Origin of the sequence: Sanguibacter gelidistatuariae (genome assembly GCF_900096585.1) — a bacterium.
GTDB classification, from domain to species: domain Bacteria; phylum Actinomycetota; class Actinomycetes; order Actinomycetales; family Cellulomonadaceae; genus Sanguibacter; species Sanguibacter gelidistatuariae.
In genome coordinates this window covers 734,325-748,346 of the sequence record NZ_FMYH01000001.1, presented here as the reverse complement: position 1 = coordinate 748,346, position 14,022 = coordinate 734,325, and the positions used below count along the sequence as shown (strand labels likewise).

General features: G+C 71.0%; 12 protein-coding genes. 4 read left to right on the top strand and 8 right to left on the bottom strand.

Going from position 1 to position 14,022, the window contains the following annotated elements; genetic code table 11:
- Positions 1–366: 366 nt before the first annotated feature.
- The 3 genes from BLQ50_RS03360 to BLQ50_RS03350 all read right to left on the bottom strand — a co-directional run bounded on the left by BLQ50_RS03360 (position 367) and on the right by BLQ50_RS03350 (position 3,664).
- Positions 367–786 carry a hypothetical protein gene (locus BLQ50_RS03360; protein WP_093181174.1) on the bottom strand — a complete coding sequence of 140 codons (420 nt, stop codon included), beginning with the start codon at positions 784–786 and terminating at the stop codon, positions 367–369.
- Between the two features lie 134 nt (positions 787–920).
- On the bottom strand, positions 921–2,297 hold the full coding sequence (locus tag BLQ50_RS03355) for an MFS transporter (protein WP_093181173.1): 1,377 nt from the start codon (positions 2,295–2,297) through the stop codon (positions 921–923).
- Complete coding sequence (locus BLQ50_RS03350) at positions 2,294–3,664, bottom strand: GH1 family beta-glucosidase (RefSeq protein ID WP_093181172.1); 1,371 nt, start codon at positions 3,662–3,664, stop codon at positions 2,294–2,296. The genes BLQ50_RS03355 and BLQ50_RS03350 overlap by 4 nt, the downstream gene beginning before the upstream one ends.
- Before the next feature lie 175 nt (positions 3,665–3,839).
- Here BLQ50_RS03350 and BLQ50_RS03345 point away from each other — a divergent pair, with 175 nt between their 5' ends.
- The gene (locus BLQ50_RS03345) at positions 3,840–5,000 is read left to right on the top strand and encodes a glycoside hydrolase family 27 protein (RefSeq protein ID WP_175558997.1); all 1,161 of its coding nucleotides are present in this window, start codon (positions 3,840–3,842) and stop codon (positions 4,998–5,000) included.
- 101 nt (positions 5,001–5,101) lie between these two features.
- Positions 5,102–5,515, top strand: coding sequence for a hypothetical protein (locus BLQ50_RS03340; RefSeq protein WP_093181169.1), 414 nt, complete (start codon positions 5,102–5,104; stop codon positions 5,513–5,515).
- A gap of 38 nt (positions 5,516–5,553) precedes the next feature.
- On the opposite strand, the gene BLQ50_RS03335 is transcribed toward BLQ50_RS03340, so the two are convergent.
- Both BLQ50_RS03335 and purL read right to left on the bottom strand, forming a co-directional pair.
- A complete protein-coding gene (locus BLQ50_RS03335) occupies positions 5,554–5,775 on the bottom strand; it encodes a Txe/YoeB family addiction module toxin (protein WP_425424073.1) in 222 nt (73 codons plus the stop codon).
- A 110-nt stretch (positions 5,776–5,885) separates the two neighbouring features.
- The gene (gene purL, locus BLQ50_RS03330; protein WP_093181167.1) at positions 5,886–8,210 is read right to left on the bottom strand and encodes a phosphoribosylformylglycinamidine synthase subunit PurL; all 2,325 of its coding nucleotides are present in this window, start codon (positions 8,208–8,210) and stop codon (positions 5,886–5,888) included.
- A 150-nt stretch (positions 8,211–8,360) separates the two neighbouring features.
- On the opposite strand from purL, the gene BLQ50_RS03325 reads away from it, so the two are divergent.
- Positions 8,361–9,077 carry a GNAT family N-acetyltransferase gene (locus BLQ50_RS03325; protein ID WP_093181165.1) on the top strand — a complete coding sequence of 239 codons (717 nt, stop codon included), beginning with the start codon at positions 8,361–8,363 and terminating at the stop codon, positions 9,075–9,077.
- On the opposite strand, the gene BLQ50_RS03320 is transcribed toward BLQ50_RS03325, so the two are convergent.
- Entirely contained in the window at positions 9,047–9,685 is a 639-nt protein-coding gene (locus BLQ50_RS03320) for a 4'-phosphopantetheinyl transferase family protein (protein WP_139185713.1), read from the bottom strand. The two genes, BLQ50_RS03325 and BLQ50_RS03320, sit on opposite strands and share 31 nt — an antisense overlap.
- A gap of 271 nt (positions 9,686–9,956) precedes the next feature.
- Between BLQ50_RS03320 and BLQ50_RS03315 the strand changes: the two genes are divergently transcribed.
- The gene (locus tag BLQ50_RS03315; protein WP_139185711.1) at positions 9,957–10,802 is read left to right on the top strand and encodes a DUF2599 domain-containing protein; all 846 of its coding nucleotides are present in this window, start codon (positions 9,957–9,959) and stop codon (positions 10,800–10,802) included.
- Between the two features lie 168 nt (positions 10,803–10,970).
- On the opposite strand, the gene BLQ50_RS03310 is transcribed toward BLQ50_RS03315, so the two are convergent.
- Positions 10,971–11,843 (bottom strand): EamA family transporter, encoded by an 873-nt coding sequence (locus BLQ50_RS03310; protein WP_342672042.1) that lies wholly within the window; start codon positions 11,841–11,843, stop codon positions 10,971–10,973.
- A 40-nt stretch (positions 11,844–11,883) separates the two neighbouring features.
- Positions 11,884–13,992 carry an acyl-CoA dehydrogenase family protein gene (locus BLQ50_RS03305; RefSeq protein ID WP_093181161.1) on the bottom strand — a complete coding sequence of 703 codons (2,109 nt, stop codon included), beginning with the start codon at positions 13,990–13,992 and terminating at the stop codon, positions 11,884–11,886.
- Positions 13,993–14,022: the final 30 nt, after the last annotated feature.

The following is a 14,022-nucleotide window of genomic DNA, read 5'->3' as shown; positions in this document are numbered from 1 at the left end:
CCGCACGGTCATATCTCCTCCAGAGTGGTCGTGATAATCGACGCTCTCGACAAGGCACAGACGAGCGCGGCAACGGCCATCAGAAGCCACCCCAAGGCGGGTCGTCCGACACCGTCGCAGCTGAACAGTACGAGCGCTGAACTGGCCAAATGCCCGATCCCCGGATTTCACCCTGGACTTCACCTCGCATTTCACTCCGCAACCGCGGAGCCTTAGCGGACATCGATTACTTACCGGCAAAAATAGGCCACTGGCACGACGACGGACGGCCGTGCCACAGTCCGTGGCACGGCCGTCCGTATGGAGTAGCTGCTGTCGGGCTCGCAGCTCCGATCGATCAATCGCCGCCAGGCGGCATCGTGATGCTCAGCGCTTCCTGCTGGTCAGCCCGTCGATCGTGAGCGACAGCCCGATCGCGAGCAGCCACACGTCCTTGGCGAGCGCGATGCCTTGCTGGGTGGGCCGGACGCCGTCGGGCTGGGTCATACCGGGGGTCCGGAGGTACATGCCCACCAGGGCGCCCGCGAATCCCGTCAGCGCGATGCCCGCGACCGCAGTCGGCACGAACGGAGCCAGCAGTGCGGCTCCCACGGCGATCTCGCCTCGCGAGAGGAGCTTGCCGAAGGCCTCCGGGTCGAGCTCTCTCAGCTGCGGGAGGATATTTGCGCCCATGCTCTGGAGTCCCTTGGCGCTGTCCGCGTCGAGGGACACCTTGCCGATGCCCGAGTTCAGGACGAACGCACCCGCAGCGAGTCGGAGGGGAAGTCGGCGTAGCAGACGTGCCATCGTGGGTCTCCTTTGCAAGGTCCGCGCCCGGCTCCTGCCAGTGCGGACGGCCGTGATCAACTGATCCCTTCACGGTACCGTCGGCGCGCCGGATGTGGGGGTCCTGCGGGGCTGCGGCCTTCATCCAGCCGGGATCACCGCACCCCCTTGATTCGATACACCAGCACCCCACCGAGGATCGACAGCGCCCCCGAGAGCAGGTACAGCCCCGTGTACCCGCCGAAGCTGTTGACCATGAACGCCGCCACGACCGGGGACAGGACGTTGGGCAGGGCGATCGCGAGGTTGATGATCCCGATGTCCTTGCCGTTGCTCTCCGCGGCCGGCAGCACCTCGGTGACCAGCGCGAAGTCCACCGACGTGAACACCCCCGTGCCCAGCCCGAGGATGATCGCGGCGACGACCGTGACCGAGAACGTCGGGACGAAGGCCATGAGGAGCGTCGCCGTGGAGACGAACACCGCGGAGGACGCCACGAACACCCGGCGCCGCCCGAGCTTGTCGGAGACGATGCCCGCCACGACGACGGTGAGGAACACCGACAGCGCGTAGACCGCGGTGAGCACAAGCACGCCGTCACTCACCCGCAGCCCGCCCTGCGCGCCTGACGCCGCGTCGTCGCGCACGAGGCCGACGCCGTCCTGGAGGTAGTAGTAGAGGTAGAACAGCGCGGTTGCGCTGCTCAGCGTGACGATGAAGCGGGTGAGCCAGGCCCAGCCGAAGTCCGGGTAGCGGCGCACATCAACCCAGTAGCACGCACGCAGGTCCGCCCAGCGGAAGGGAGCCAGCGTGGGTCGCGCGGGCGCGTCTCCGCGGCGCTCCCACCGGTCGAGTAGGAACGGCGTCATCGCGACGACGCAGGCGAGGGCGCAGATGACGTAGCCCATAGTGATCCCGAGCGCCCCGGCCCAGACCGCCGTCGCGATCGTGCCGAGCGCCGTCCCGGTCACCACGGCGAAGGTGTACGCGAAGCCGTACCAGCCCGAGACCAGGCCGCGCTGCTCGGTCGGGACGTGGTCGGGGACCGTCGCGGACAGCGGCGAGATGACGGCGTTGATCGCGACCTGGAAGGCGACCCAGCTGAGGAGCAGCGCGGGCAGGGTCTGGGACAGGCCCGCCCCGATCATCGCGATCGTCACGATGACCAGGCCGACCGCCATCCACGGCGTCCGCCGGCCCCAGCGGGTGCTCGTCCGGTCCGACAGCGCGCCCCACAGCGGCGTCGAGATCATCGCGAAGACGCCGGTGATGAAGCCGATGAGGGCGAGGTTGGTCTCCTTGGTGTCGCTGAAGAACCCCCAGGGTGCGGCCGTGGTGAGCCTCTCGACCTGGGGCGACATGAGCACCTGGGCCGGACCAGCCCAGACAATGTTGATGCCGAGGTAGGCGAGCGTGAACTTGGTGACCCAGGCGCGGGAGGCGCGGGTGGTCGGCGTCGGGCCGGAAGCTAGATCCGCTTCGCCGGGCGGCGCGGCGGCTGCCGCGCCCACCGGCTCCGGGGTCAGGGTCACCGGCTGGCCGCGATGGCGTCTCGGTACCAGCGGAAGGAGTCCTTGGGGATCCGCTCCTGCGTCGCGTAGTCGGTGTAGACGAGCCCGAACCGTTGGGTGTACCCGACCGCCCACTCGAAGTTGTCCAGCAGCGACCAGTGGAAGTACCCGCGGACGTCGACGCCGGCGTCGATCGCGTCGGAGATCGCGCCCAGGTGCGCCCGCGTGTAGTCGATCCGCCGGGAGTCGTGGACGGCGCCGTCCTCGTCCGGGCCGTCGTTGATCGCGCAGCCGTTCTCGGTGATGTAGACCGGCGGCAGGGCCGAGCCGTACCTGTCCTTGAAGGAGACGAGCAGGTCGGTGAAGGCCGCCGGGACCACGGGCCAGCCGAAGTCGGTCAGCGGGTATCCCTCGATGTCCCGCAGCGCGAAGGGCAGGTCGGCGTCGAGCTCGTGCCCGTCGATGAGAGCGCCCGCGCCGGTGGGATCCGGGGCGGAGACCCGGGTGGGGTTGTAGTAGTTGATGCCGTACCAGTCGAGCGGGACGGAGATCTCCGCGAGATCGTCCTGCGCCCCCTCGGGGAGCATCGGCGCGAGCTCGTCCGGGTAGCGCCCGGCGAGGACCGGGTCGGCGAAGACCCAGTTCGCGATCGCGTCGTAGAGGCCGGCAGCCTGCTGGTCCTCGACCGCGTCCGACGCCGGCCAGGTCGGCGCGTGGTTGTTGGCGATCCCGATGTTCGTCGCACCCGCCGCGCGCAGCGCCGTCACAGCCCGCCCGTGCGCGAGCAGCTGGTGGTGAGCCGCGGGCAGCGCCCCGAAACCGAGCTGCAGGCCCGGCGCCTGGATCCCTGCGCCGTAGCCGAGCATCGTCAGCACAACCGGCTCGTTGATGGTGATCCATCGTGGGATGCGGTCCGCGAAGTGCGTGCCCATGAGGTGGGCGTAGTCGGCGAACTTCTCGGTGATGTCGCGGTTGAGCCATCCGCCCTGCTCCTCGAGGGCGAGCGGGGTGTCCCAGTGGAAGAGCGTGGGAGCGGGCGTGATCCCCGCCTCGAGCAGCGAGTCGACGAGCCGGTCGTAGAAGGCCAGGCCCTCCGGGTTGACCGGCCCGGTCCCGGTCGGCTGGATCCGCGACCACGCGAAGGAGAAGCGGTAGGCGTCCACCCCGAGGTCCGCCATGAGCGCCACGTCCTGCGGGTAGCGGTGGTAGTGGTCGCAGGCCACGTCCCCTGTGCTGGCGTCGACGATCCGACCCGGCTGCGCGGTGAAGGCGTCCCAGCTGGTCGGGCCGCGCCCGCCGGCGGTGACGGCGCCCTCGATCTGATAGGCGGCGGTCGAGACGCCCCAGAGGAAGTCGGAGGGGATCGAGGGGAATGCGGGGTGCGCCATGGTGACCTTTCACGCGTCGTTGCGAGAGTCGGCGGGGCGGGGCCCCTTCCGCTCATCGTGGCGAAGGACCCTGGGCTCGTCAAGGGCCGCCGCGCGCTCTCACCCGCCAACCCACCCGCGCCGGCCTGCCTGCCATCATGTGAGGTCAGAGTCCATCTCTCAACGACGAGGCCCCATGGATGAGACGACGTTCGTCAAGGACGCCACGCTCGTGCCCACTCCCCCGATGGGCTGGAACAGCTGGAACACGTTCCGCTGCTACGACCTCACCGAGACCGTCGTCCTCGGCGTCGCCGACGCGCTGGTCACCTCCGGCATGCGCAACGCCGGCTACACCACCCTGGTCATCGACGACTGCTGGCAGGACGTCGCCCGGGACCCTGCTGGTCGCCTGTGCTCCCACCCGCGCCGCTTTCCGTCCGGCATGGCCGCCCTCGGCGAGGAGATCCACGCCAGGGGCCTGCGGTTCGGGCTGTACCTGGCGCCCGGCCGCAAGACGTGCGCGATGATCTACGACCGCTACCCCGCGCGCGAGATCGGGTCCTTCGGCCACGAGGAGCTCGACGCCGCGACGCTCGCGGAGTGGGGCGTGGACTACCTCAAGTACGACTGGTGCCGGGCCAACAAAGGCGGCACCGGCCTCACCTACGCCGGCGCCTTCGAGCGGATGGCCCACGCGATCGCGGCGACCGGCCGGCCGATCGTCTACTCCATCTCCGAATACGGCCGCTCCCGGCCGTGGGAGTGGGCCGGGGAGCTCGGGCACCTGTGGCGCACGACGTCGGACATCGCGCCGACCTGGCGGTCGGTCATGCGCCTGGCCGACAAGCAGCACGGCCTCGCCGCGTACGCCGGTCCGGGCGGCTGGAACGACCCCGACATGCTCGAGGTCGGCAATCCGGGCCTGTCCGACCTCGAGGCCCGCAGCCACCTCATGCTCTGGGCGATGCTCGCCGCGCCGCTCATGGCCGGCAACGACGTGCGCACCATGACCGAGGAGACCCGCGCGCTGCTCACCCACCCGGGCCTGCTCGCCGTCTCCCAGGACCCGCTCGGCCGCCAGGGCGCCCGCACGACCCGCCACGGAAAGGTCGACGTGTGGCGCCGCGACCTCGTCGACGGCTGGGTCGTCGGCGTCCTCAACCGCGGCTCCTGCCCCACCACCCTCCGCCTGCACGACGCCGCGCTCAGCCTCGGCACGGACGCTGCGGTCGAGCAGGTCCCCGGCTCAGGCTGCGTCGTCGACGTCTGGACCGGACGCGAGCTGCGCGGCGGCGGGGACCATTCCTGGGAGCTCGCCCCGCACGAGATGGTCCTGGTGCGCTTCGCCCCGTGACGGCCGGTGCTCGTCGCCGGATGGGGAGCACTCCCCGATTGGCTCGGCCCGGTCTCCCGGCCACCTAGGGTGATAATTCACGGCCATCTCTGGGAGGCATCATGTTCGTGAGGCTGCGCAAGCACCCCTGGTCGTTCCTCGTGGGCGCGGGCCTGCGCCCGGTCGTGACCATCAACGGGTACACCCAGCGGCTCCCCTGGGGCGACACCTACCTGCCCATCCCCGACGACGCCCCGGTCGAGATCGAGGTCTACGTGCCGGACACCAACCCCCGCTCGTTCGTCACGACGATCGGGAAGGTCGCCCGGTCCATCCCACCGGGGCACCAGCGCGCCGTGGAGTACTCCGCCCCCGCCTTCGGCGGGTGCAAGGGCGAGATGGGCCCCCTGGGCACGACCCGCACCCGTGGAGTTCCCGGGCAGGTCGTCACCGTGCTGTTCCTGGGCCTGATGGCGATCGTCGTCGCCCTGGGGCTGGTCGGCGCGGTCGTGGCGGCCGCCACCGGGCAGCGCTAGCGCCCGACGGCGGGTCGAGGTACGGGCGACGCCTCAGCTCATCCGCTGTAGTGGAACCGGCATGCTGCGATGCGGATTTCCTCTCCGACGACCTTGTAGATCAGCCGGTGTTCGTCCGTGATTCGCCGGGACCAATATCCGTGCAGACCCTGCTTGAGCGCTTCCGGCTTACCGATCCCCTCGTGCGGGGTGTCCTGCCCGGCCCCTCGCGCGATGTCCCTGAGGAGATCGCGCAACCGCCCGAGCCGACTGTCCGTCACAAGCGCGTGGCTGAGCCTGCGTCCCGCCTCGGCACACACGAACGGCGGGCCCGGTGAGGACCCGCCGTTCGGCAGACACGCGCAACTGGCGCGCTTTCAGAAAATCAAGCTCAGCCGAAGATCCCCGGCAGCGTGGCCGTGTGGACCTCGCGCGCCTCGTCGAGCGGAAGCGTGAACAGGCCGGTGATCTCGAGCGCCTCGACGCCGTCGATGTCGTGCCCGGCCTCGCCAAGCTTGAGGTAGGGAACACCGCGGGCGACGCAGGCATCGACGAAGCGCACCTCTTCCCCACGCGGCACGGAGACCAGCGCGCGGGCGGCGGACTCCGAGAACAGCGCCTCGAAGGGCGTCACGCCGTCGCGGGCGACCAGGGCGTCGATCGACACGCGGGCGCCGACCCCGAAGCGCAGGCACGCCTCGATGAGGCCCTGTACGAGCCCGCCCTCGGAGAGGTCGTGCGCGGCGTCGACGAGCTCGTCGCGGGTCGCGTTGATGAGCACCTCGGCGAGCGAGCGCTCCGCGGCCAGGTCCAGCTTGGGCGGCAGCCCGCCCAGGTGGCTGTGCACGACGTCGGCCCACGCCGAGCCATCGAGCTCGGCGCGCGTGGTGCCGAGCAGGAAGAGCGTCTCCCCCGCGGTCCGCCAGCCGGAGCCGGTCGCGCGGGAGACGTCGTCGAGCACGCCGAGGACGCCGACGACGGGGGTCGGGTGGATCGAGGAGTTGATCTGCCCGGGCTCACCGGTGCCGTTGTACAGGGAGACGTTTCCGCCGGTCACCGGCACGCCGAGGATCTGGCACCCGTCGGCCAGACCCTCGATGGCCTCGACGAGCTGCCACATGGAGTCGGGGTCCTCGGGCGAGCCGAAGTTCAGGCAGTCGGTGATCGCGAGCGGGCGCGCGCCGGTCGTGGCGACGTTGCGGTACGCCTCGGCGAGGGCGAGCTGGGCGCCGGTGCGCGGGTCGAGCTTGGCGTAGCGGCCGTTGGCGTCGGTGGCCAGGGCCACCCCGAGGCCGGTCGTCTCGTCGACGCGGATCACGCCGCCGTCGTCGGGCTGGGCGAGGGCGGTGTTGCCCTGGACGAAGCGGTCGTACTGGTTGGTGACCCAGGCCTTGGAGGCAAGGTTCGGGGAGCCGAGCAGGCGCAGCGCGGTCGCGCGCAGCTCCTCGGCGGTCTCCGGGCGAGCCAGCGCCGCGGCCACGACGGTGTCCGCGTTGAGGGCGTCCTGCCAGGCCGGGCGGGCGTAGGGCCGGTTGTAGACCGGGCCCTCGTGCGCGACGGTCCGCGGGTCGACGTCGACGATCCGCTGGCCGTGGTGGTCGATGGTCAGGCGGCCGGAGCTGTTGACCTCGCCGACGACGGCGGTCTCGACGTCCCACTTACCGGTGATCGCCAAGAAGGCGTCGAGCTTGGCCGGGGTGACCACGGCCATCATGCGTTCCTGCGACTCCGACATGAGGATCTCGCCGGCGTTGAGCGACGGGTCGCGCAGCAGCACGTCGTCGAGCCAGACGTGCATGCCGCCCTCGCCGTTGGAGGCGAGCTCGGAGGTGGCGCAGGAGATCCCGGCCGCGCCGAGGTCCTGGATGCCCTCGACGACCTTGGCTGCGTAGAGCTCGAGGCAGCACTCGATGAGCACCTTCTCCATGAACGGGTCGCCCACCTGGACGCTGGGGCGCTTGGCCGGCACGCCGTCCTCGAAGGTCTCCGACGCCAGGATCGAGGCCCCGCCGATGCCGTCACCGCCGGTGCGCGCGCCGAAGAGGACCACCTTGTTGCCCACGCCCGAGGCGTTGGCGAGGTGGATGTCCTCGTGGCGCAGCACGCCCACGCACAGCGCGTTGACGAGCGGGTTGCCCTGGTAGGAGCTGTCGAAGACGAGCTCACCACCGATGTTGGGCAGGCCGAGGGAGTTGCCGTAGCCGCCGACGCCGGCCACGACGCCGTGCACCACGCGGGCGGTGTCGGGGTGGTCCACCGCGCCGAAGCGCAGCTGGTCCATGATCGCGACGGGGCGCGCGCCCATCGAGATGATGTCGCGGACGATGCCGCCGACGCCGGTCGCCGCACCCTGGTAGGGCTCGACGTAGCTGGGGTGGTTGTGGGACTCGACCTTGAAGGTGACCGCCCAGCCGTCGCCGATGTCGACCACGCCGGCGTTCTCGCCGATCCCGACGAGCAGGTGCTTCTTCATCTCCTCGGTCGTCTTGGCGCCGAACTTCGACAGGTGCACCTTGGAGGACTTGTAGGAGCAGTGCTCCGACCACATGACCGAGTACATGGCGAGCTCGGCGGCCGTGGGGCGGCGGCCGAGGATGTCGCGGATGCGCTGGTACTCCTCGGGCTTGAGGCCGAGCGCGGCGAACGGCTGGCTCTCGTCCGGGGTCGCGGATGCGTGCTCGACGGTGTCAAGAGTGGGCTTGCTGGGGGCGGTCATCAGATCCCTCATCGGTATGTGCCCGTGGGCGGAGCACGGCTGGCCGAGACGAGCCCAGTTTAGCCGGGGGGTGCCGGGCACCGGACCTACGTCTCACCACCGCAGCGAATATCGATTGACCAGGACAATCGCGCCTGGATAGGTTCGAGCATGACGTCCACGACAGACCCAGACCCCACGCCAGCGCCGCACGCCCTGTGGCCGCTGACCGACGTGCGGGTCATCTCCGGTGACTTGGAGCTGCGCTATCTCGACGATGCGCTGCTCTTCGAGCTCGCCGAGCTTGCCGCTGCGGGGGTCCACTCCCCCGATGCCATGCCCTTTACCTTCCCGTGGACGCGAGGCACCCCGCAGGAGGTCGCGCGCAGCGTGCTGGCCTACCAGTGGGGCGTTCGGTCGCGCCTGTCCCCACAGGACTGGACCCTCGAGCTGGCGGTCGTCCGCGACGGGCGGGTGCTCGGTGTCCAGAGCGTCATGGCGAAGGACTTCACTGTGGCGGGCGCCCTCGAGACGGGGTCGTGGCTGGGCCTGCGTCACCAGGGTGCCGGCGTCGGCACCCGCATGCGGCTGATGATCCTGCACCTCGCCTTCGAGGGACTGGGGGCGCAGGTCGCGACCACGTCGGCCTTCGAGGACAACCCCGGCTCGAACGGGGTGACCCGCAAGATCGGCTACCTGCCGAACGGACGCGACGCCGTCGCGCGCGAGGGGTCCCCCGCCGTCTCCCAGCGGTACGTGCTCGATCGGACCGCGTGGGACCGGCGCGCGGAGTCGCTGCGCCCCGAGGTCACCCTCCACGGGGTCGAGAGCGTTCGCACGTTCCTCGGGCTCGCTCCTCAGGTCACGACGACGACCGCGGCCTCATAGCCGTCCCCGACGTCGAGGTCGGACATCCACAGAGCCGGGACGGGGCGCCCCTGCCAACCGAGCAGCTGGGGCGCCTCGTCCGGCGCGCTCATCTGCAGCGTGGTCGGCTCGATGGTCAGGCCTTCGCCGCTGGCCTTGAGGACCGCCTCCTTGCGGACCCACCACCGGGTCAGTGCACCCACCCGGTCCTCGAGCTCGCCGAGCACCCGGCGCTCGGCCGGGGTGAGCAGGATCCGATCGAGCTCGCCGAAGCGGTTGGCGTCGGCGATGACCGAGTGCGACTCCACATCCACCCCGATCGGTCCCGACTCCGTGACCCCACAGACCACCCTGTCCCCGGCGGAGGCGATGTTCACGTGCAGCCGGAACGCGTGGTGGACAAGCTCGGGCTTGCCGTAGGCCCCCCGAGGGGCGAAGGCCAGCAGGTGGGGGTCGAGGTCCAGCCGCTGACCGACGAGGATCCGTAGCATCGCGTGGGCCGAGACGAACCGCCGTTGCGCCTGGTCGTCGCGCAGCGCCGCTGCCCGACGCCGTTCCCCCTCGTCGAGCAGCCGTGCGGCGGCATAGAGTTCAGGTCCGTCGAGCGCCACGCCCCAAGACACGCTCACATCGGTCTCCGTGATCACTCGACATCACCTTTCGACGACTCACGCGGCGAGGAGAACCCGGTTGACTCGATCGCACACGCGGCTCGATGGCTTGACGTGGGCCCAACGCGCCCGTCGAGGTGACCTCCCCGACGGCCACTCTGACGGCGGTGGTGACGGCCACCATGCCGCCCGTCGATGGGCCGCCGTGTCGCTCGTCGCCGCGTTGTCTCTAGGTGCATGTTCACCCACAACTTCACCCGCTGTCCAGACCCCGAGCGTCGGCCCGGGCGTGTCGGCGACCGCGGGGGCAGACTCGACGACCGGTCCCCAGACGCCCGCGAGCGCCCCGACGACCGTCCAGATCTCCGTCGCGGCCGGCACGGACGGGGCCTCTACAAGCGAGGACTCGGTCCTCACGGTTACCTCGACCCCGGCAGCCGGAGGTCAGGCTCCTCCCGGGAGCGACCCCACCACCGAGGCCACGGCGGGTTCCGCGGCTGGCACGACGACCTCCTCGGACGGCGACACCGGGCTGATCGCGGAGACGACCCTGGCCGCCGCGCCCGCCGACGCGGAGGCTCCCCTCCTGCAACTGGCCTTCGACGTGGAGGCCGGGAGCTCCGTGGCCCTCGCCGCCGACGGCACCGGCGCGGTCGCCTCCCCCTCCGGCGACCTCACGGTGGGGTTCACCGCTCCGGTCGTGGCTGACGCCGCCGGAACCACGTTGCCCGCATCCTGGCGAGTCCCCGACACGGGCACGTCCGACGACGACGGCGACCAACTTGGCCTCGCCGTCGACCTCGTCACCGACCCACCTGCCGCCGCCTACCCGCTCACCGTGACCGTCCACCTGGGGACCACGGTCGTCGCCGGGGCGGAATGGGGGAACCGCGAGGGCGGCGAGTCCCTCGTCGTGACCCCGTCCGCGTGGGGGCGCGTGTCCGGGCAGACCGGTGAGACCTTCGGATGGGCCGACGTCGTGGGCCGCGAGCCCGCCGCGGACACGTCCGTCATGGAGATGCAGTTCCGCTGCCACCAGCTCGGCGCCCCGGACAAGGCCACGTGGAACCTCGAACCCTGGCGCCCCGACGTCAGCTACCTCGACTACCTCGTCGCCCGCTGCAACCCGACCTGACCCACCCGCCACCCGCCACCCGCCACCCGCCACCCGCCACCCGCCACGACTACGGTGCGTGCTCTTGACTACGGGGCGTGCGATTTGAACGCACGCCCCGTAGTCAAGAGCACGCACCGTACGCTCGGGCCTCAACCCGAGGTGGGGACCGGACGCTGGATGGGGCCATCACGTCGGGTCGGCGGAACGGGCGACCTCAACCGTCGACGCAGGCCTGCTCGTGAGTGCGATCGCGACCGAGACGAAGACCAGGCCAACGATCTCCCACCCGCTCGGCACCTGCCGAAGCACGACCGCCCCGACCCCGACCGCGGTCGCCGGCCAGATGGCGAGCAGGATCGCGAACTGCGAGGCGGTCAACCGCCGCAGCACCACCTGGTCGATCGCGTAGGGCACCACGGACGAGGCGAGCGCGATCGCGACGAGCGCCCCCAGGAACGCCCAGTCGGTGACCAGCGGCGCCGCCGCGGCGGCCGTGAACGGGGCGAAGACGATCGCACCGGCCGCCATCCCGACGGCCAGCGGCGCGAGCCCGGTGCCCTGGGCCGAGACCCGCCGCCCGAGCAGGATGTACCCGGCCCAGCACGCGGCCGCGGCGAGGATGAGGACCAGGCCGAGCGCGGCGTCGGGCGACTTGGAGGTGAGGGTGACCCCCGCCAGCAGCACGACGCCGACGAGCGCCAGGGCGATGGCCGTCCGCTCGCGCGCGCCGCGCCCGGTGAGCGCGGCGACGAGCACCGGGCCGATGAACTCGATCGCGACCGCGGTGCCCAGCGGGAGGTGTTCGAGCGAGGCGTAGAACGTCACGTTCATGGCCGCGAGCACGGTGCCGAAGGTGATCGCCGCGAGCAGCCGGCGACGGTCCCAGCGCACCCGCCAGGGCCGCGCCCAGGCGACCAGGACGAGCGCGGCCACGAAGATCCGCGCCCAGGCCACAGACGTCGCCGGCGCGACGTCGAAGAGACCGACCGCGAAGCCCGCCCCGACGTACTGGGTCACCCCTGAGACGACGAACAGGACCGGGGCTGGGATACGACGCACGTCGTCACCCTAGGCCCACCCCGTTGGAGCGCAGCTCGCGTCAGCGCGCCGCCTTCTTGATCGTCTTCTCGTGCGTGGGCGCATCGCCCGACGCCCGCTGCTGGCGGTAGTACTCGCGCGCCTCGTCCTGGCGCACCTGCTCGGCCCCCGTGGCGATCGCCGCGCGGATGTGCTCGGGTCCGTAGCCGAAGGAGTCCACGAGGGACTGCGCGTGCGGTCGCAGGCGGGCCACCAAGCGGTCGATGTACGACGTGACGGTCCGAGCCCGCTGACCGGAGAGCCGGCCGTTGATCAGGTACCAGGCGAGGTTCTTCTCGATCACCGTGAGCCCGTAGAGGTCACGCACCCAGGTGAGGACCTGCACCGTGCCGGGGTCGCGCACGTCGGCCAGAGCCTTGGTGAACGCCTCCCACTGCAGCAGGTCGGAGTGCGCACGCGCGGCCTCGATGAGCTCGTGCTGGTGGGCGTTGAACAGCGCGGCGGCCTTGCCCCGGTCGAGCTTGGATGCCGGGCGCAGCGCGGTGGCCAGGTCCGCGACCATCGCCTCGACCCGGTCGGTGAGCAGCTCTCGCTGTGCGGTCTCCCCGCGCAGGTGCCCCGCGGCGCGGCGGACCGAGCCGGTGTCCACGATCGTCTGGGTGGCCCGCACGAGCGGCGTCTTGTAGAGCACCGTGTCCGCCGCACGCTCGACGACGAACCGCGCCATCCCGATGCCGTCGATCGCCTTGAAGTCGGCCGCGTAGTCCGCGAGCAGCCGCTTACCCACGAGCTGCAGCAGGACGGTGTTGTCACCCTCGAAGGTCGCGTAGACGTCGAAGTCCGCGCGGAGAGAGACAAGCCTGTTCTCGGTGAGGAACCCCGCCCCGCCGCAGGCCTCGCGGGCCGTCTGCAGGGTCTCCAGCGCCCGCCAGGTGGAGATCGGCTTGAGCGCGGCAGCCATCGTCTCCAGGTCCTCGCGGGACTCGGGGGTGTCCATCTCCCCGGAGAACACCGCGTGGAAGAGGTCGAGCAGTCGGTCGTGGGCGAAGTGCCCGGCGTACGCCTCGGCGATCAGCGGGATGAGGCGGCGCTGGTGCTCGGCGTAGTCGAGCAGGACCGTCTCCTCTGTCTCAGAGGCCCCGGTGAACTGACGCCGCTCGTTGCCGTAGCGGATGGCCGTGGCCAGCGCGATCTTGCTCGCGACCCCCGCGGCCCCATCGAGGGACACCCGTCCCTGGACGAGGGAGCCGAGCATGGTGAAGAACCGCCGCCCCGGGCTCCCGATCGGCGAGGTGTACGTGCCGTCCGCGGCGACCTGCCCGTAGCGGGCGAGCAGGTCCTCGCGGGGGACGCGGACCTGGTCGAAGTACAGGCGGCCGTTGTCGATCCCGTTCAGCCCGCCCTTGAGCCCGTCGTCCTCCCCACCAACGCCGGGCACAAAGGCGCCCGCGGCGCCGTCGGGCAGGGTCTCGCGGATCGTGACGTAGAAGGCGTGCACGCCGTGGTTCACCCCGCCCGTGATGAGCTGGGCGAAGACGACGGCGGCCGTGCCGTGCTCCCCGGCGTTGCCGAGATAGTCCTTCCAGGCCGCGCGGAAAGGCGTGTGGATGACGAACTCACCGGCCTGCTCGTCGTAGGTTGCGGTCGTGGCGATGCTCGCGACGTCGGAGCCGTGGCCGGTCTCGGTCATCGCGAAGGCGCCCGGGACCGCGACGCTCATCGCGCCTGGCAGCAGACGGTCGTGCTGGTCGGGGGTGCCCAGGTGCAGGATCGCCGCACCAAACAAACCCCACTGCACGCCCGCCTTGATCTGCAGCGACGGGTCCGCGGCGAGAAGCTCCTCGAAGCCGGCGATGTTCCCGCCGGCGTCGTTCTTTCCGCCGAGTCGTTCGGGGAAGGCTCGCAGCACCTGCGCCTCCTCGACGAGGAGCTTGAGCTGGTTGAGCACCCGGGCCCGGCTCTCGGCCATGGTCTGGCCCTCGATCTTGGCGAAGCGCGGATCGCCTGCGATCCCGCGGGCGACCTGGCGCAGCTCGGACCATCGGCCCAGCAGGTGGTCGGTGAGGTAGGCGACGTCGACCTCCGCATCCGCCTCGGAGGCCAGGGCGGACACTCCGGCGGCGGGGGCTGCAGTGGGGACTGAGGTGGGGCGGTCCGAGACGGTGGTCATGCTGAACTCCTTTGTGCAGGCAAGGACGAC